The sequence below is a fragment of the Stenotrophomonas sp. C9D9 genome (assembly GCF_056491205.1).
Window position 1 is genome coordinate 200,106 of sequence record NZ_JBSZIF010000004.1, and the last position, 17,368, is coordinate 217,473.

Annotated in this window: 21 protein-coding genes; 14 read left to right on the plus strand and 7 right to left on the minus strand. The window is 67.1% G+C overall.

All coding sequences use genetic code 11. The features are described 5' to 3' along the window. The first annotated feature begins 1 nt into the window (after window position 1). Both ACXI0D_RS06280 and ACXI0D_RS06285 read left to right on the plus strand, forming a co-directional pair. Window positions 2–511, plus strand: a complete 510-nt coding sequence (locus ACXI0D_RS06280) for a pathogenicity-like protein (RefSeq protein WP_119007147.1) — start codon at window positions 2–4, stop codon at window positions 509–511. A gap of 139 nt (window positions 512–650) precedes the next feature. After that, on the plus strand, window positions 651–1,868 hold the full coding sequence (locus ACXI0D_RS06285) for an RNA polymerase sigma factor (protein WP_119007148.1): 1,218 nt from the start codon (window positions 651–653) through the stop codon (window positions 1,866–1,868). 51 nt (window positions 1,869–1,919) lie between these two features. Here the strand turns inward: ACXI0D_RS06285 and ACXI0D_RS06290 are convergent, their stop codons facing one another. Then, window positions 1,920–2,480, minus strand: coding sequence for an EF-hand domain-containing protein (locus ACXI0D_RS06290; RefSeq protein ID WP_014036369.1), 561 nt, complete (start codon window positions 2,478–2,480; stop codon window positions 1,920–1,922). A gap of 156 nt (window positions 2,481–2,636) precedes the next feature. On the opposite strand from ACXI0D_RS06290, the gene ACXI0D_RS06295 reads away from it, so the two are divergent. After that, window positions 2,637–3,392, plus strand: coding sequence for an arginyltransferase (locus tag ACXI0D_RS06295; RefSeq protein ID WP_014036368.1), 756 nt, complete (start codon window positions 2,637–2,639; stop codon window positions 3,390–3,392). A gap of 38 nt (window positions 3,393–3,430) precedes the next feature. After that, window positions 3,431–4,639, plus strand: a complete 1,209-nt coding sequence (locus ACXI0D_RS06300; protein WP_014036367.1) for an endonuclease/exonuclease/phosphatase family protein — start codon at window positions 3,431–3,433, stop codon at window positions 4,637–4,639. Between the two features lie 77 nt (window positions 4,640–4,716). Here ACXI0D_RS06300 and purT read toward each other — a convergent pair whose 3' ends face one another. After that, entirely contained in the window at window positions 4,717–5,904 is a 1,188-nt protein-coding gene (gene purT / locus ACXI0D_RS06305; RefSeq protein ID WP_479642421.1) for a formate-dependent phosphoribosylglycinamide formyltransferase, read from the minus strand. 137 nt (window positions 5,905–6,041) lie between these two features. Between purT and ACXI0D_RS06310 the strand changes: the two genes are divergently transcribed. Genes ACXI0D_RS06310 through ACXI0D_RS06330 form a run of 5 tightly spaced genes read left to right on the plus strand, consistent with a single transcriptional unit; the run spans window position 6,042 to window position 8,740 of the window. Continuing rightward, window positions 6,042–6,923 (plus strand): SPFH domain-containing protein, encoded by an 882-nt coding sequence (locus ACXI0D_RS06310; protein WP_049443739.1) that lies wholly within the window; start codon window positions 6,042–6,044, stop codon window positions 6,921–6,923. Window positions 6,924–6,968: 45 nt separating this feature from the next. Further along, a complete protein-coding gene (locus tag ACXI0D_RS06315) occupies window positions 6,969–7,148 on the plus strand; it encodes a type II toxin-antitoxin system antitoxin (RefSeq protein ID WP_005415691.1) in 180 nt (59 codons plus the stop codon). Then, the gene (locus ACXI0D_RS06320; protein ID WP_005415690.1) at window positions 7,145–7,324 is read left to right on the plus strand and encodes a DUF4177 domain-containing protein; all 180 of its coding nucleotides are present in this window, start codon (window positions 7,145–7,147) and stop codon (window positions 7,322–7,324) included. Before ACXI0D_RS06315 ends, ACXI0D_RS06320 begins: the two co-directional genes overlap by 4 nt. 3 nt (window positions 7,325–7,327) lie before the next feature. Next, window positions 7,328–7,921 (plus strand): PH domain-containing protein, encoded by a 594-nt coding sequence (locus ACXI0D_RS06325; protein ID WP_479642422.1) that lies wholly within the window; start codon window positions 7,328–7,330, stop codon window positions 7,919–7,921. A gap of 9 nt (window positions 7,922–7,930) precedes the next feature. Then, complete coding sequence (locus ACXI0D_RS06330; RefSeq protein WP_479642423.1) at window positions 7,931–8,740, plus strand: M15 family metallopeptidase; 810 nt, start codon at window positions 7,931–7,933, stop codon at window positions 8,738–8,740. A 516-nt stretch (window positions 8,741–9,256) separates the two neighbouring features. Here the strand turns inward: ACXI0D_RS06330 and ACXI0D_RS06335 are convergent. The 4 genes from ACXI0D_RS06335 to ACXI0D_RS06350 form a co-directional block, all read right to left on the minus strand. Further along, window positions 9,257–9,628, minus strand: coding sequence for a DUF423 domain-containing protein (locus ACXI0D_RS06335; protein ID WP_049443743.1), 372 nt, complete (start codon window positions 9,626–9,628; stop codon window positions 9,257–9,259). 104 nt (window positions 9,629–9,732) lie between these two features. After that, on the minus strand, window positions 9,733–10,806 hold the full coding sequence (locus ACXI0D_RS06340) for a polyketide cyclase (RefSeq protein ID WP_014036359.1): 1,074 nt from the start codon (window positions 10,804–10,806) through the stop codon (window positions 9,733–9,735). Between the two features lie 234 nt (window positions 10,807–11,040). Beyond that, window positions 11,041–11,682: a response regulator gene (locus ACXI0D_RS06345; RefSeq protein WP_006424175.1), complete on the minus strand. Its 642-nt coding sequence runs from the start codon at window positions 11,680–11,682 to the stop codon at window positions 11,041–11,043. Beyond that, entirely contained in the window at window positions 11,682–12,878 is a 1,197-nt protein-coding gene (locus ACXI0D_RS06350) for a sensor histidine kinase (RefSeq protein WP_014036358.1), read from the minus strand. Before ACXI0D_RS06350 ends, ACXI0D_RS06345 begins: the two co-directional genes overlap by 1 nt. Before the next feature lie 150 nt (window positions 12,879–13,028). Here ACXI0D_RS06350 and ACXI0D_RS06355 point away from each other — a divergent pair, with 150 nt between their 5' ends. The 5 genes from ACXI0D_RS06355 to ACXI0D_RS06375 are packed head-to-tail and all read left to right on the plus strand — an operon-like array spanning window position 13,029 to window position 16,052. Further along, window positions 13,029–13,625, plus strand: coding sequence for a GNAT family N-acetyltransferase (locus tag ACXI0D_RS06355; protein WP_014036357.1), 597 nt, complete (start codon window positions 13,029–13,031; stop codon window positions 13,623–13,625). Further along, window positions 13,571–14,416 (plus strand): septum site-determining protein MinC, encoded by an 846-nt coding sequence (gene minC / locus ACXI0D_RS06360; RefSeq protein ID WP_014036356.1) that lies wholly within the window; start codon window positions 13,571–13,573, stop codon window positions 14,414–14,416. Before ACXI0D_RS06355 ends, minC begins: the two co-directional genes overlap by 55 nt. 37 nt (window positions 14,417–14,453) lie before the next feature. Continuing rightward, window positions 14,454–15,263, plus strand: coding sequence for a septum site-determining protein MinD (gene minD / locus ACXI0D_RS06365; RefSeq protein WP_005415682.1), 810 nt, complete (start codon window positions 14,454–14,456; stop codon window positions 15,261–15,263). A 2-nt stretch (window positions 15,264–15,265) separates the two neighbouring features. Beyond that, window positions 15,266–15,526: a cell division topological specificity factor MinE gene (minE, locus tag ACXI0D_RS06370; RefSeq protein ID WP_005408532.1), complete on the plus strand. Its 261-nt coding sequence runs from the start codon at window positions 15,266–15,268 to the stop codon at window positions 15,524–15,526. A 46-nt stretch (window positions 15,527–15,572) separates the two neighbouring features. After that, the gene (locus ACXI0D_RS06375; protein WP_014646351.1) at window positions 15,573–16,052 is read left to right on the plus strand and encodes a hypothetical protein; all 480 of its coding nucleotides are present in this window, start codon (window positions 15,573–15,575) and stop codon (window positions 16,050–16,052) included. A 61-nt stretch (window positions 16,053–16,113) separates the two neighbouring features. On the opposite strand, the gene ACXI0D_RS06380 is transcribed toward ACXI0D_RS06375, so the two are convergent. Continuing rightward, window positions 16,114–17,358: a DUF819 family protein gene (locus tag ACXI0D_RS06380; protein WP_049443746.1), complete on the minus strand. Its 1,245-nt coding sequence runs from the start codon at window positions 17,356–17,358 to the stop codon at window positions 16,114–16,116. Between the last annotated feature and the right edge of the window lie 10 nt (window positions 17,359–17,368).

Sequence of the window (17,368 nt, forward strand, 5' to 3'; positions counted from 1 at the left end):
CATGCGCCAGATCTTCAGCAGCCAGCGCGTGGAAACCGTCGAAGGCGTGGCCGAGCTCCTGCGCGGGCATGGCATCGACGTCAAGGTGACCAATGGGCGCTCGTACAAGACCCGCCGCCGCGGCCAGTTCAGCTATACCGACCTCGGCAATGCCAATGCTTACCCGGCGGTGTGGATCGTGCGCGCCGACGACCAGCCGCGCGCGCGCGAAATCCTGCGTGAGGCGCGCCTGCTCGACACCACCCGCCGCGACCATCCGACCGCCGAATTCGCCTTCCGCGACGCACCGGAACAGGGCAGCGGTGGTCGCAGCTGGGCCTGGCGCATCCGCATCGCCCTGCTGGTGATGATCGCCGGCGTGGCACTGGTGATCGGCCTGCGCCATCGCGGCGCCCCGGCTCCGGCAGCTCCGGACCCCGCCCCGCAGCCCCAGCCGCAGCAGACGCAACCGGCCCCGCAGGCCGCACCCGAAGAGGAAGAAGTCCGGGTCCGCATCCAGCCCTCGAAATAATTCGCGGGTGAAAAAGGGGACGGAGGGAATTAAGTCGTTTGTGCCACAAACGACTTAATTCCCCTCCGTCCCCTTTTTTCGGTCACAAACGGCGCGCGGCTCCGTCATGGGACACAATCCCAGCAGGAGAGCCGCCGCCATGACGACGTTCGCCGCATCGATCGACCAGACCCTGGAACGCGAACTGCCCGCCGCCGCCAGCGGTTGCCAGCATGCCTACGGCCGCATCGTGCTGGCCTGCCAGAACACGGTCACCGCCATCGCCCTGGCCATCACCCGCGACCGCCAGGCCAGCGAGGACATCGCCCAGGAGGCCTTCGTGAAGGGCTGGCAGCAGCTGCACCAGCTGCGCAGCTCGACCAGCTTCCTGCCCTGGCTGCGGCAGATCACCCGCAACCTGGCCCGCGACTGGCTGCGTGCACAACGTGGCCGGCCGCTGACCGGCGAAGCGGCCGAAGTGGCGATGGGCATGGCGGCCGACCCGGCCCCGGGCGCGGCCGACCGCCTGCAACGGGTGGAAGAAGAGATCGCCGCCGAGGACATCATTTCCGCACTCCCCGCCGACAGCCGCGAAGTGCTGTTGCTGTACTACCGCGAAGGCCAACGCTCGCAGCAGGTGGCCGACCTGCTCGGGCTCAGTGACGCCGCCGTGCGCAAGCGCCTGTCGCGTGCCCGCGCCCTGGTGCGCGACGGCCTGCTGCAGCGCTTCGGCGAATTCGCGCGCAGCAGCGCGCCGAGCGCCGCATTCGCCACCGCTGTGGTGTCGATGGTGCTGGTGGCCGCGCCCGGCACCGCCAGTGCCGCGATCCTGCTCGGCACCGGCGTCGGCATCGGCGGCAGCAAGCTTGGCCTCGGCGGTGCCAGCGCTGCCGGAGGCACTGCGATGGGCTCGCTGACTGCCACGCTGGGCCAGCTGCACGTGCTGCCGGCCGAAAGCTGGGGGGCGGTGATCGGTGGCGTGGTCGGTGGTGCGATCGGCAGCTACCTGGGCGGACGCTTCCTGATGTCGTACACCGAAACGGCGTCCGAGCGCGCCGATGTTCGCCGGTTCCTCTACCTCAACATCCTCACCGGCATGTTCTGGTGCCTGGCGATCCTGCTGGCTGTGATGCTGCAGGCGCCGGTCTGGGCACAGCTGGCGGTGCTGGCGGTCGGCCTGGGCGTGGTCAACTACCAGTGCCTGGTGCCGCTGCAGCGGGTAATGGCGCCGATGATCGCGCGTGATTCGGCGCGGCGCGGCCGCAGCGGGACCAACTGGAAATACGAGTCCATGTATGGCCGCACCGGCATCATCGCCATGAACCTGATGGTCATCGCGCTGGTGGTGTACTCACTGATGCGCAGCGGCCGCCTGTAACGGACAACGCCGGCAGTGCGCCGGCGTTGTCATCAATCACTGCATTGAAACTCAGCGCTGCGGCTTCGGCGCGGCGCCATCGCGCGGACCGCCGTGGCGCGGGCCACCGTGCATCGGGCCCTTGGCCGCATCGAACTCGGCCTTGCTCAGCTGGCCATCCTTGTTGGTGTCGGCGGCAGCGAACCAGGCGTCACGGCGCTGCTTCATGCGCAGCTCGCGGTCGGCCTTGTCCAGGTAGCCGTCCTTGTTGAGATCGAGCTGGTCGAAGCGTGCGGCCAGGCGCGGGTCGGCCTTGGCTTCCTCGCGGCTGATGCGGCCATCCTTGTTGACGTCCAGCTTGGCCCAGCGCTCACCGCCGTGGCCACGGCGGCCATGCTGCCAGCGCGGCAGCTCATCGCGCGAGAGCTTGCCATCCTTGTTCTTGTCCAGCTCGTCGAACTTCGCGGCCAGGCGCGGGTTGGCAGCGGCCTCGCTGCGGTCGATCACGCCGTCGCCGTTGGTGTCCAGCTTGGCCGGGCGCTGCGCCGGCGTGGTCGGGGTGTCGGCCGCCAGCGCGATACCGGAAGCAGAGGTGCCGAGCAGCAGGGCCAGCAGCAGGGGGGTACGGATCATGAGGTCACTCCTGGGGATGGGAACAGCGTCGGGGTGATCACTTCACCCTCGGGGAACAACAACGCCCGGGCGCGACATCGGTTGACGCCACTGCCGGTTCCATTCATCCGGCGGACAGTCGCCGCCACTGCGACAGGCTGGGGCTATGCTGTGCCCATGGCGATACATGGCGACAGAGACGACGAACTGCGACTTTTCCAGACCGGCGAGCACCCCTGCGGGTACTGGTCGGACCGGGTGGCGCGCGACCTGGTGCTGGACCCGCACGATCGCCGCCTTGGCGGCCTGTACCCGCTGGCACTGAGCTGGGGCTTCCGCCGCAGCGGCGACCTGGTCTACCGGCCGCATTGCGCGCACTGCCAGGCCTGCGTGGCGGTGCGCATCCCGGTGGCGCGCTTCGCCCCGGACCGCAGCCAGCGCCGTTGTGCCGCCCGCAATGACGACCTGGAGGTGCGGATCACCGCCGCCACCGCCCGCGACGACCTGTTCGCGCTGTACCACCGCTATCTCACCCACCGCCACGCCAATGGCGGCATGGACGACCACGGCCCGCACGAGTTCGAGCAGTTCCTGATCGGCAGCTGGTCGCATACCCGTTTCATGGAGATGCGCCTGCCCGGCCACGACGGCCAGCCCAGCCAGCTGCTGGGGGTGGCGGTGACCGACGTCACCGAGCATGGCCTGTCGGCGGTCTACACCTTCTTCGACCCGGACCACGCCGCACGCGGGCTGGGCACCTTCGCGATCCTGCAGCAGATCGAATGGGCCCGCCGCGAGGGCCTGCCGCACGTGTATCTGGGCTACTGGATCCGCGGCCACCAGAAGATGGACTACAAGCGCCGCTTCCATCCGCTGGAGGCCTACGATGGCCGCCGCTGGCACGATTTCGACAAGGATCTGGACGGGCGCTGACAAACCGCTGACACCGGGCCGGGTGCACAATACGGCCCATGAACGCCAAACCCCTGATCCTCGCCCTGGCCCTGCTCTGCGGCGCCACCGCCCCCGCCTTCGCCACGTCCCCTGCGATGACCGAAAAGCCGTCCGGCGCGCTGCGCCTGGCCACCTACAACACCTCGCTGTACTCCGATGACGCCGGTGGCCTGATCAAGGAACTGGAAGGCGACAGCGAGCACGCACGCAAGATCGCCGCGGTGCTGCAGCAGGTGCGCCCGGACCTGGTGCTGCTGAATGAATTCGACTTCGACGATGCGCATCGCGCCGCCGACCTGTTCCAGAAGCGCTACCTGGACGTCGCCCAGCCCGGTGGCGGCAAGCCGCTGCACTTCGCCTACCGCTACCTGGCGCCGGTCAATACCGGCGTGCCCAGCGGCCTGGACCTGGACAACAACGGCGTGGTCGGCGGCGAAGGCCGCAGCCGCGGCAACGACGCCTGGGGCTACGGCCTGCACCCGGGCCAGTACGGCATGCTGGTGCTGTCGCGCTACCCGATCGATGAAGCCAAGGTGCGCAGCTTCCAGCTGCTGAAGTGGAGCGCGATGCCGGGGGCGATCCGTCCGGTCGACCCGCGCACCGGCAAGAGCTTCTACAACGACCACGTGTGGTCGCAGCTGCGGCTGTCGTCGAAGTCGCATTGGGACGTGCCGGTGAAGACCCCGGCCGGTGTGGTGCACGCGCTGGTCTCGCACCCGACCCCGCCGGTGTTCGACGGCCCGGAAAAGCGCAACGCGGCGCGCAACCACGACGAACTGCGCCTGTGGCAGGAATACCTGTCCAAGGGTGACAAGCCGTGGCTGTGCGACGACAAGGGCCAGTGCGGCGGCCTGGCGCAGGACGCGCGCTTCGTGATCCTCGGCGACCTCAACAACGACCCGGTCGACGGCGATGGCCGCCATGAGGCGATCGTCGAACTGATCGAGAACGCCCGCGTGCTGCGCTACCCCACCCCACGCAGCGTCGGTGGCGAGCAGACCAGCCTGGCCTATGCGGCCAAGGGCATCGAGCGCAAGGGCGCACCGTTCCACGCCACCGGCGATTTCGGCCCGAAGTCCGGCACCATGCGCCTGGACTACGTGCTGCCCTCGACCGGTTTCGAATACGTGGGCAGCGGCATCTTCTGGCCGGCCAATGAAAGCCCGGAAGCGAAGATCGCCGACGGCAGCGACCACCACCTGGTGTGGGTGGATGTGAAGCCGTAGCCCCACACAAAAAGGGGACGGAGGGGATTAAGTCGTTTGTGGAAAAGCGACTTAATCCCCTCCGTCCCCTTTTTGCTTTACGGGCGCAGTTCGACGCCGATGGCGTCGGCGGCGTCACGTGCGATCGAACGCGCTTCGTCGATGGTTTCCGCGCGCGCCAGGGTCACGCCGACGCGGCGATGGCCATGCACGCTGGGCTTGCCGAACAGGCGCACGGCGGTGTCCGGCACCTGCAGGGCGGCGGCGACGTTGTTGAAGTACGGCACGCCCTCGCCGTGTGCCAGCAGCGCGCACGAGGCCGACGGGCCGCTCTGGCGGATCACCGGGATCGGCAGGCCGAGGATGGCGCGCGCGTGCAGCGCGAACTCGCTCAGTTCCTGCGAAACAAGCGTCACCAGGCCGGTGTCGTGCGGGCGCGGCGACACTTCGCTGAACCACACCTCGTCGCCCTTCACGAACAGCTCGACGCCGAACAGGCCCCAGCCACCGAGGTCATCGGTGATCGCACGCGAGATCTCTTCGGCACGCGCCAGCGCCTTGCTCGACATCGGCTGCGGCTGCCAGCTTTCGCGGTAATCGCCGTCCTTCTGCAGATGGCCGATCGGCGCGCAGAACGAGGTGCCACCGGCATGGCGCACGGTGAGCAGGGTGATCTCGTAATCGAAATCGATGAAGCCCTCGACGATGCAGCGACCGGCACCGGCGCGGCCACCGGTCTGCGCGTAGTCCCAGGCCGGGGCGATGTCCGCCTCGCTGCGCAGGGTGCTCTGGCCCTTGCCCGAAGACGACATCACCGGCTTGACCACGCACGGCAGGCCGATGGCGGCCACGGCGGCGCGGTACTCGGCTTCGGTATCGACGAAGCGATACGGCGAGGTCGGCAGGCCCAGGGTTTCGGCGGCCAGGCGGCGGATGCCCTCTCGGTCCATGGTCAGGCGGGCGGCGCGCGCGGTCGGGATCACCCGCAGGCCCTGCTCCTGCTCCAGCTGGACCAGGGTCTCGGTATGGATGGCCTCGATCTCCGGCACCACCAGGTGCGGCTGCTCCTGGGCGATCAGGGCACGCAGGGCCATCGCATCGAGCATGTCGATCACGTGCGAGCGGTGCGCGACCTGCATGGCCGGGGCATCGGCATAGCGGTCGGCGGCGATCACTTCCACACCCAGCCGCTGCAGCTCGATGGCCACCTCCTTGCCGAGTTCGCCCGAGCCCAGCAGCAGCACGCGGGTGGCGGAGGGGGACAACGGAGTTCCAAGCTTGGCCATGGCGGTTCCAGCAGCGATGTGAAGGCGGGTGGGCATTCTAGCTGGCCGACCGTCCCGGCCATGGCATCCGACGAACGGTAGTCGACAAGTGATATCACTTTGATATCTTCTCTCCGAACCCTCAAGGACGTACCGCCATGAAAGAGAAGTCGCTGTCTTCCCTCAACGGCCTCGGCACGCTGGCCGGCGCCCTGCTCGTCGCCCTCGCCGGCGCAGCCCTGTTCGTACTGGGCGTGGCAGCCAAGGCCAGCACCGGCTCGCCCAACCTGCTGCTGATGCTGCTGGGCGCCCTGCTGGTGGCGCTGGGCGTGTTCATCCTGGCCGGCCTGTACACCATCCAGCCCAACCAGGCGGCGGTACTGAGCCTGTTCGGCAAGTACGTGGGTACCGTGAAGGACAACGGCCTGCGCTGGAACAACCCCTTCTTTGCCAAGCGGCGGGTCAGCCAGCGCGTGCGCAACTTCGAGAGCGGCAAGCTGAAGGTCAACGAGCTGGACGGCAGCCCGATCGAGATCGCCGCGGTGATCGTCTGGCAGGTGGTCGATGCCTCCGAAGCGGTCTACAACGTGGACGACTACGAGAGCTTCGTGCACATCCAGTCCGAATCGGCGTTGCGCGCGATGGCCACCAGCTATCCGTACGACCAGCATGAGGATGGCCAGCTGGCCCTGCGCAGCCATGCCAGCGAGATCTCCCAGCACCTGAAGAACGAACTGGCCGAGCGCCTGGCCGATGCCGGCGTGCAGGTGATCGACGCGCGCATCAGCCACCTCGCCTACGCCGCCGAAATCGCCCAGGCGATGCTGCAGCGTCAGCAGGCCAACGCGGTGATCGCCGCACGCACGCGCATCGTGGCCGGTGCGGTCGGCATGGTCGAAATGGCCCTGGCCGAACTGCAGAAGAACGGCGTGGTGCAGCTGGACGAGGAACGCAAGGCGCACATGGTCAGCAACCTGTTGACCGTGCTGTGCTCGGACCGCGGCACCCAGCCGATCGTCAACGCCGGTTCGCTGTACTGAACCACCCTCGCAACGGGGCGCCCCACCGCCCCGCCAGGAGCTTGCATGAGTGAGAAGAAAGCCTACCCGCTGCGCATCAACGCCGACGTCCTGGCCGCCGCGCAGCGCTGGGCTGACGACGAGCTGCGCAGCCTCAACGCACAGATCGAATACGTGCTGCGCGACGCCCTGCGCAAGGCAGGACGCCTGCCGAAACCCACGCCATCTTCGGAGGACAAGGAATGAGCAAGCGCTGGAGCTACCAGACCATCGAGGTCAAGACGTCCATGATGGGCCTGCTCAAGGCCGAGGACATCCAGAGCGAACTGAGCCGCCAGGGCCAGCTGGGCTGGGAGCTGGTCAACATCATCATCCCCGCACCGATGCGCCCGGCGATGCTGGTATTCAAGAAGGAGGCCTGAGCCATGGGCGCCAGCGATCCGAAACAGTACGAGGTGGCCGAGAGCTCGCCGTTGCGCGTGCTGTGGATCGTGCTGCCCCTGCTCGCCGCGTTCGTGGCCTGCCTGTATGCGCAGTTGTACAAGGCACCGGCGACGACGCCCTGGATCGAAGTAACGCTGTCGCCGCCCTGGTTCCGGATGGGCGGCAGCGCCGCCTGGAGCCTGCTGGTGATTGCCGCGCTCGGCATCGTGCTGGGCGCGGCCTTCTTCCGCCGCCGGGTGGAGTTGGCCGACGACGTACTGGATGTGCGCTCGACGATGTACCGCCGCCGCGTTCCGGTGGCACAGCTGCGGCTGGACCAGGCCGAGGTGGTCGACCTGCAGCGTGACCCCCGCTATGGCATCCGCTTCAAGACCAACGGCTATGCGATGCCGGGTTTCTATTCCGGCCACTTCCGCCTGCAGGGCGGCGGCAAGGGGTTTGCGCTGGTCACCGACCGAACGCGCGTTCTCGCCTTGCCGGTCAGCGATGGCAGCACGCTGCTGCTCAGCCTGGACCGGCCGCAGGTGCTGCTGGACGCACTGCGCAAGGTGGCCGCGCCGGCGCTGCGGCAGTAAGCTGCGGCGATGCAACGACGCCCGCCCCTGCTGATCAATACCGAGGCCATCGAGCTGTGGCCGGCCCACCTGCTGCGTGCACGCAGCAACCTGGATGCACGCCTGCTGTCGCAGGCGCGTTGGGTACTGCGACGCAAGCGCGATGGCCGCTATCTGGCGGCCGTACTGCCGCACGGCGTGCATTCGATGGTGCCGCGCCTGCCGCGCGAGCCCGGGGTCGAGGACGCACTGGCGCTGCTCGACGCCACCGCTGCCCGCCCCTTCGGCGCTGCGCTGGAAGAACACTGGCTTCCGTTGGCCGGGCTGCAGCAGCGGCTACAGCAGCTTGGCCTGGATGTGCAGCGCTATGCCGATGACAGCGGCCTGCCCCTGGAACCGGAACCGTGCCTGCTGCACTTCGCTGGCCGCGACCGCTTCGCCCGCCCGCTATGGCTGCGCCGTGGTGCCGCACAGGGCTGGCGACGGATGCGCCTGCACGCCGCGCGGGATGGCATCGCACTGGATGCAATCTCCGGTTTCCGCAGCCATGCCTACCAGTTGGGCATCTTCGAACGGAAGCTTGCACGCGGGCTGAGCGTGACGGAGATCCTGAAGGTCAATGCCGCGCCGGGTTTCAGCGAACACCACAGCGGCCATGCACTGGACATCGGCACACCGGGCGATGCCCCGGCCGAAGAATCGTTCGAAGCCACAGACGCCTTCGCGTGGCTGCAGACCCATGCCAGCACGCACGGCTACCATCTGAGCTACCCACGCGACAACCCGCACGGCATCGTCTACGAACCCTGGCACTGGTGCTGGAGACCGGCCAACGGCTGAGCCCCTCGTGGCGGCTGCACGGCGAAATTCATGGAGCTGTCCGGGCGGGTAGGCTGGGCAGGGGACGCCGTGAATCCGCCCCTGGAGGCTTAGCCGCGCCATCCATGGCGCGGATACCCCAGCCCAGCCCAGCCCACCCGCCCGGCCTCTGACAGTTTCCGTGTGCGTCCGCCACGGAATGGAACAAGAGAGCAAAGACAAAAGCGGGTCGCTTCGCTCGAAGCCTCTATAACGGATCAGCGCGCGGCTGTTGGGTCCGCCTTCAAGCGAGCCGAGCACCGCAGGTCCGGCGAGGGCGAAGAGGTGCTTGCGATTCTGTAGAGCCGAGCCATGCTCGGCTGCTCTCCGCACCGTCCCTCGACGGGCCGAGGAGCACAGGGTACCGATGCGCAGCATCGGCTCGCGGCCGGCGGCGCGTTTCTTTTGGTTACTTTTCTTTTCGCGCGAAAAGAAAAGTAACGCCCCTGAACGCTGCAGATCGCATCAGCATGGATTGAGGCGACAACGTCGACTCAGTCACCGCCTCAACGCATTGATCGCCAGCAGCACCCATCCAGCCATCATGCTGGTGCCACCGATCGGTGCCATCCGCGTCGGCCACTGCCACAGCGCCCCGCCCACCAGGCTGCCGGAAAACAGCAGCACGCCCAGCAGCAGCACGTACAGCGCCAGGTGCGCGATCGCCCCGTGCGCGCGCGGACCAAGCGCCACCAGTACCGCACCATGCGCGAACGCATACAGCGCCGCCATGTTCAGATGCTGCTGCGCCAGCGGATCGGCCACGCCATGCGATGCATAGGCAGACAGGCCGATCGAGGCAGCGGCCAGCAGCGCACCCAGGCAGGCCAACAGGGACGGCTTACGCGCACGACGTTCGAGATTGAACATGAGGGCTCCTTGCGCAGCGCCCCTTGCCGGGCGCCAGATCAAAAAAAACGCGCCGCAATGAGCGGCGCGTTTTCGTGTCCAACACTACATGGGTCAGCCGAGGCTTACTTGACGGCCCAGTAGATGTCGTAGGTCGCTTCCGGGGTGAACGACTTGTCGATGCCGTCCTTCCAGGTTTCGTACGGGCGGTCGATGACTTCGTTGCCCGAGGTCACGGCCCAGGCACGCAGGCCGTTGCGGGCCACGTCCAGACCCGCCATGTGGCCGGTGTAGGCCGCATGCGCCGAACGGTGCGGAGCAACGTGCACGTACTTGACCGGAGCGCCGCCGTCGATCTTGACGGTCAGCTCGTCGGCAGCAGCGCCTTCAGCACCCTTCTTCTTCACCGGCTGGGCGATGTCGAAGGCGTACTTCTCCTGGCCGAAGTCGGTGGTGATGATGCGGAACGGACCGGCGGCTTCAAGGCCATTGGCCTCCATCACGCGCTTGATCCACTCCTGGTTGTCCTTGATGGACTTGGTGATGGTGTCCTGGCCGCGGTCCACGTTGCCGGCGTTGACGACCAGCAGGTTCTCGGCCGGCACTTCAACAATGGCCAGGTCGGTCAGCGGGGCTTCCGGCGTGCGGTAGTCGACGTTCGGAACGCTGGCGAGCATGTTGGCCATGCGCGACAGACCCATCTTGATGTCGTCGCCGATCTGGCGGCTGACATACAGGCCTGCGTAACGGCCGAACAGGTCGAAGCCGTACTTCACCGAGTAGTCCTGGGTGATCTTGACGTTGCGACCGCCCTTGCCGGTCGGCTCCAGGCTGAAGGTGGTGACCTTGTCGTGACCCTTGGTGGCGTCTTCGATGGCGATCACAACACGCTTGTTCTCTTCGGCTTCGGTGATCTTCCAGGAACCGGTGCCCAGGTCCTTGGAGGTGAAGTCGAGGGTGGCACCGGTACCGGAGGCGGGGCCGGACAGCTTCAGTTCAACGGCGGGATCGCGCAGTACCAGCGGGTTCCAGTCCTTGAAGCGGCGCAGGCTGCTGACCGTGTCGTACACGATCGTCATCTTGCGGTTGGTCTCGATGCTTTCGGTGATGTGACGCTCGCCCGGCAGACATACGCCAATGATGACGAACAGGCCAGCCACGATCCCCAAGGCGATCAGGAACTCGATAATACGGGTCATTCAGAGAGTCTCCGGGGCCGATCCCACGGCCGGGTTGATTGAAGCGAAGCGCCAATCCTAGCAGGCTTCGCGGGCATTGTTTATCGGGATTGGCGCACCGGTTTCCCTGCCGGCTGCGTATTTGTATGGACAAAGAATTCGAAGGGTAACGCATACCGCTACCCGGCAAGTAGGGGGCAACCTTGGCGGAAACCCCCGACCACCATCCAAGTCGTTGTACTTGAACGATTTTCCTCAGACCAGCTGGAGTTCGAACGCCTTCAGTACGGCACGCGTACGGTCGCGCACGCCCAGCTTGGAAAGGATGTTGGACACGTGGTTCTTGATGGTGCCTTCGGCCACGCCCAGCGAATTGGCGATCTCCTTGTTGGAGAAGCCACTGGCCATCAGCCGCAGGATCTCGGTCTCGCGGTCGGTCAGCGGGTCCGGGCGGTCCAGGCTGACGAACTCGTTGCGCATGTGCTCCAGGCCGGACAGCAGGCGCTGGGTCACCGCCGGCTGCACCAGCGAACCGCCGTCGGCCACGGTGCGGATGGCACCGACCAGCTGCGCCAGGGTGACATCCTTGAGCAGGTAGCCCTTGGCACCGGCCTTGAGCCCGGCCAGCACCAGCTGATCGTCGTCGAAGGTGGTGAGGATGATGGTCGGCGGCAGCTGTTCCTGCCGCGACAGCACCTGCAGTGCCTCCAGGCCGGACATCACCGGCATGCGCATGTCCATCAGCACTACGTCGGGGCGCACCTGCGGTATCAGCTCGACCGCCTGCCGGCCGTCGCCGGCCTCGGCCACCACCTCGATGCCGTCGTCGAGCGCCAGCAGGGAGCGGATTCCCTGCCGCACCAGGGTTTGGTCGTCGACCAGGCAGACGCGAATCATCAACGCACTCCTTCAGGAACCTTTGTAAGGGCCGCCACCAGCACCGTTGCCGGCACCGTCGCCCGCAGCCGGAAGCCTTCACCGGGACGGGTTTCGATCTGCAGCTGGCCACCACATTGTTGCAGGCGCTCGCGCATGCCGCGCAAGCCATTGCCCACATTGACCATATCCGCGCCGACGCCGTCGTCGCGGGCCTCCACCACCACCCGGTCGGGGGCTTCACGGTACACCCTGATCCACAGGTGGCGGGCGCCGGCGTGGCGCACCGCGTTGGTGATGATCTCCTGGGTACAGCGCAGCAGCACGTGGGCCCGCTGCGGGTCCTCCACGTTCAGCGGATCCTCGATCTCCAGCTGGATGTCCAGCGAGGGCACGTTCTCGGTCAGCGGGCGCAGCGCCGCGGCCAGATCGATGGCACCGGTCTCGCGCAGCTGGCTGACCACCTCGCGCACGTTGCCCAGCAGCAGCTTGGCCAACGCGTGCGAGCGCTTCACGTGATCCAGCGCCTGGCCCTCGGCCAGGTGGCCGGCGACCTCCAGGTTCAGGGTCAGCGCGGTCAGCTGGTGGCCCAGCAGATCATGCAGCTCGCGCGAAATGCGGGTGCGCTCGTTGACCCGCGCGCTCTCGGCCAGCAGGGCACGGGTGGCCCGTAGTTCCGAATTGAGCCGGCGCTGCTCGTCGCGGGCCTCGGTCTGCTGCCGCGCGACCAGGCTGGTCACGAAGATGAACATGGAAAAGCCGCCGTACAGCAGCGACTGCATCACCGCTTCGAACAGCGGGAAGCGCAGCAGCATGTAGTAGACCGGCGCCACCGCCAGCTGGCTGACCAGCAGCCACAGCACCCCCAGCCGTACCGACAGCATCCACGGGATGACCCCGGCCGCCACCATCATCAGGATGCTGCCCAGGCCCGAGCCGCTGAGGAAGCTGACCCCCAGCGCCGAGACCGTCAGCAACAGCAGCAGGCCGCGGTCCAGCCAGCTGGTGTGGCTGTCGCTGCGCAGGATGCGGGTCAGCCAGTAGTAGGCGGTGCCGAAGGACAGGTAGGCGACGAACAGCAGGATCGCCCAGCCGCCCATGTCACCGCGGCTGTGCAGGTTCTCGAACTGCGAGTACGCCAGGGGCAGGCCGACCATGACCCAGGTGAACAGGCCGGCCAGGCGGAGGACGCGGGTATGGCTGAGGACTCCCAACATGCCAGCACTCTACGGGCCGCGCCTGCGCACCGCACCCCACGGAAGTCATGCCTGCCCGGTCGCCTGTTCATGCCGCAGCCCACCCCGGGCATGCAATAATCGTGCGCAGGGTCCCTTGATGGACCAACCGCGTTACCCCACGGAGTCACAATGTCGATTGTCATCCGCGACGTGCGCGAGCACGAGCTCGATTCCGTCCTGGCTTTGAACAACAACGCTGGCCTGGCCATCCTTCCCCTGGATGCGGCCCGCCTGCGCCTGTTCTATGAAACCGCTGAGTATTTCCGCGTCGCCGAGCGCGACGGCAACCTGGCCGGCTTCCTGATCGGCTTCGGCAGCGACAGCCAGCACGACAGCAGCAATTTCGCCTGGTTCAAGCAGCAGCTGGACACCCCGTTCTTCTATATCGACCGCATCGTGGTCGCCAGCCGCCGTCGTGGCGGTGGCGTCGGCCGTGCGTTCTATGCCGACGCGCAGAGCTTCGCCGAGCTGCGCTACCCGCAGATGACCTGCGAAGTCTTCCTCGACCATGGCGCCGATGCCGCCCTGCTCTTCCACGGCAGCTTCGGCTTCCGCGAGCTGGGCCAGAACACCATGCCGCAGGTCGATGTGCGCGCCAGCATGCTGGCCAAGGAACTGTGCAGCTACCCGTGGGTCCAGGAGACCTACGGCGACAAGCTGCCGGATGTGGCATGGACACGCGCCCGGCAGCTGCCGGCGCAGGCACAGCGGCCGACGGGGACCTGAGCGTGGCGGTGAATTTCGATTACGAACAGGCCGGTGAACTGAAGATCGGCCAGGTGGGCATCGCCAACCTGCGCATCCGTACCCTTGATGTCGAGCGCCTCGTGCAGGAAATGCGCGAGCGCGTGACCCGCGCACCGAAGCTGTTCGGCCGCGCCGCGGTGATCCTCGACTTCGGCGGCCTGAGCCAGGTGCCGGACGTGGCCACCGCGCAGGCGCTGGTTGATGGCCTGCGCAGCGCGGGCGTGCTGCCGGTGGCACTGGCCTACGGCACCAGCGCGATCGACCTGCTCTCGCAGCAGCTTGGCCTGCCGCTGCTGGCCAAGTTCCGCGCGCAGTACGAGCGTGCCGAGGCCGAGCCGGCCCCGCCGCCGCCCGCACCGGAGCCGCGCCGCGCGGCCCGTGCCGAACCGAAGCCGGCCCCGGCAACGCCGGTGGCCAAGGTGGCCGACGCCGCCGCACCGCAGCCAGGCCGCATGCAGCTGGGCAACGTGCGTTCGGGCCAGCAGCTGTACGCGGAAAACTGCGACCTGACCGTGATGGCCACCGTCGGCGCCGGCGCCGAAGTCATCGCCGACGGCAGCATCCATATCTACGGCACCCTGCGCGGCCGCGCGCTGGCAGGGGCCCAGGGCAACACCGCGGCACGCATCTTCTGCCGTGATTTCCATGCGGAACTGGTGGCCATTGCCGGCCACTACAAGGTACTGGACGATGTTCCGGACAACCTGCGCGGCAAGGCCGTCCAGGTGTGGCTGGAACAGGACCAGATCAAGATCGCTGCGCTGGACTGACGCAGCACCAAACTCATGCAGAACCAGGAGAAGTCCTTTGGCTGAAATCATCGTAGTCACCTCCGGCAAGGGCGGCGTCGGCAAGACCACTTCCAGCGCGAGCCTGGCCTGCGGCCTGGCGCGGCGCGGCAAGAAGGTGGCGGTGATCGACTTCGACGTCGGCCTGCGCAACCTCGACCTGATCATGGGCTGCGAACGCCGCGTGGTGTACGACTTCGTCAACGTCGTGCACGGCGAAGCGACCCTCAAGCAGGCCCTGATCAAGGACAAGCGTTTCGACAACCTGTACGTGCTGGCTGCCTCGCAGACCCGCGACAAGGACGCGCTGACCCAGGAAGGCGTGGGCAAGGTCCTGAAGGACCTGGCTGCCGACGGCTTCGACTACATCATCTGCGACTCCCCGGCCGGCATCGAGAAGGGCGCCTTCCTGGCGATGTACTTCGCCGACCGCGCGGTGGTGGTGGTGAACCCGGAAGTGTCGTCGGTGCGCGACTCCGACCGCATCATCGGCCTGCTCGACTCGAAGACCCACAAGGCCGAATCGGGCCAGGACGTGCCGGCCTTCCTGCTGCTGACCCGCTACACCCCGCTGCGCGTGGAAAGCGGCGAGATGCTGAGCATCGCCGACGTCGAGGAAGTGCTCGGCCTGAAGGCGATCGGCGTGATTCCGGAATCGGGCGACGTGCTCAACGCCTCCAACAAGGGCGAGCCGGTCATCCTGGATGTCGAATCCGCTGCCGGCCAGGCCTATGAAGACGCCGTCGCGCGCATCCTTGGCGAAGAACGCCCGATGCGCTTCACCAACGTCGAGAAGAAGGGCTTCTTCAGCAAGCTGTTCGGAGGGTAAGCATGGGCCTGTTTGATTTCCTCAAAGCGAAGAAGACCACCGCCGAAACCGCCAAGAACCGCCTGCAGATCATCATCGCGCAGGAGCGCAGCCACCGCGGTGGCCCGGACTACCTGCCGCTGCTGCAGCGCGAGCTGCTGGAAGTGATCAAGAAGTACGTGAACATCGACGTCGATGCGGTGAAGGTCGACCTGGTGAAGGATGGCCAGCACGACGTGCTGGACATCTCCGTGGCGCTGCCTGAAGGCCCGGACAAACCCTGATCCCCCGCCCCGCCCGTGCCTGCATGGGCGGGGCTGCCTGACCCGCATGACCGATACGACAACCGCCGTGGACATCACCTGCGTGGGCGACATCGCCTTCGCCGATGCGCAGTGCCTGCTCGCCGCGCACGGCCTTCGGCTGCACCACGTAGCGGCCGGTGAACCGATTCCCGGCAGCTACTGGGGCGAACCCGAGGCGGGCATCATCGCCAGCAACGTGTACGTGCGCGATGACACCCCGGTGCACTCGATGCTGCACGAAGCCTGCCACCTGATCGTGCTGCCACCGGAGCGGCGTGCGCAGGTGCATACCGATGCCACCGACTCGGTGGCCGAGGAAGACGCGACCTGCTACCTGCAGATCGTGCTGGCCGGGCAGCTGCCCGGTGTCGGCAGCCAGCGGCTGATGGCCGACATGGATGCCTGGGGGTATACGTATCGGCTGGGATCTACGAAGGCGTGGTTCGAGCAGGACGCCGAAGACGCGAAAGCGTGGCTGATCGAACGCGGCTTGCCGGTGGCGTAACGCATCGTGGACCGGGTCAGATCCCTTTTGCGGCGCAAAAGGGATCTGACCCCAACACCCATCAGCCCTGCCCGGCCAGCGCGCGCAGGGTAATGCCGACGATGTAGGCCAGGTAGGTGCCGGTGGCATAGCCCATCGTGCCCAGCAGCACGCCCACCGGCGCCAGGGCCGGATGGAACGCGGCCGCCACCACCGGCGCTGAGGCCGGGCCACCGATGTTCGACTGCGAACCGATGGCGAAATAGAAGAACGGCACCTTCAGCAGCTTGCCCAGGCACCACAGCAGCACGATGTGCACGGCAATCCAGATCAGGCCGAGCAGGAACAGCCACGGGCGGTCCAGCAGCGCCAGCAGATCCATCTGCATGCCGATGCAGGCGATCAGGAAGTACAGCAGCAGCGAGCCCAGCCGCGACGCGCCTGCGCCTTCCAGATTGCGTGCGCGGGTGAAGCTCAGGCTCAGGCCCAGCGTGGTCGACAGCACCACCACCCACACGAACGGCGCGTCCAGGCTGAACTGCGGGGCCCAGCTGACGTTGGCCTTGAACCAGGCCGCCAGCGGCGCACCGATCGCGTGCGACAGGCCGACACCACCGAAAGCCACCGCCACGATCAGCATCAGGTCGGTCAGGCTGGGAATGCGTTCGTGCTCGGCCTGGAAGCGCGCGATGCGCTCCTTCAGCTCATCGATGGCCGACGTGTCAGCACCGCTGCGCGCGTCGATCTTCGCTGCACGCCCGGCCAGGAAGATCAGCGCAGCCATCCACACGTAACCGACACCCACGTCGACCACGGCGAACTGGCCGAAGGTGGTCGCATTGACGTCGAACACTTCGCGCATCGCCAGCATGTTGGCGCCACCACCGATCCAGCTGCCGGCCAGTGCCGCCATGCCGGCCCAGGTATCACCGGCCACGGTGTCGGGATGGATCGCGCGCATCACCAGGAACGCCACCACCGCACCGAGCATGATGCTGGCCGAGGCGCCCAGGTACATCAGCACCAGCTTCGGGCCGAGCCGCAGGATGCCCTTGATGTCCACTGCCAGGGTCAGCAGGATCAGCGCCGCCGGCAACAGGATGTCGCGCGCGATCGGGTTGTAGAGCCTGGTGTTCTGGCCGTCGATCAGGCCGACGGTGTTGTAGATGCCGGGAATCAGGTAGCACAGCAGCAGTGCCGGCACGAAGGTGTAGAAGCGCTTCCACAGGCCCTGCTCGCGCGAGGCGGTCCAGAACACGGCGCCGAGCGTGGCGGCGATCAAACCGAAGACGACGATGTCGTTCTGGATCAGGGCGGTCGAGGGCATGCAGGCGCTC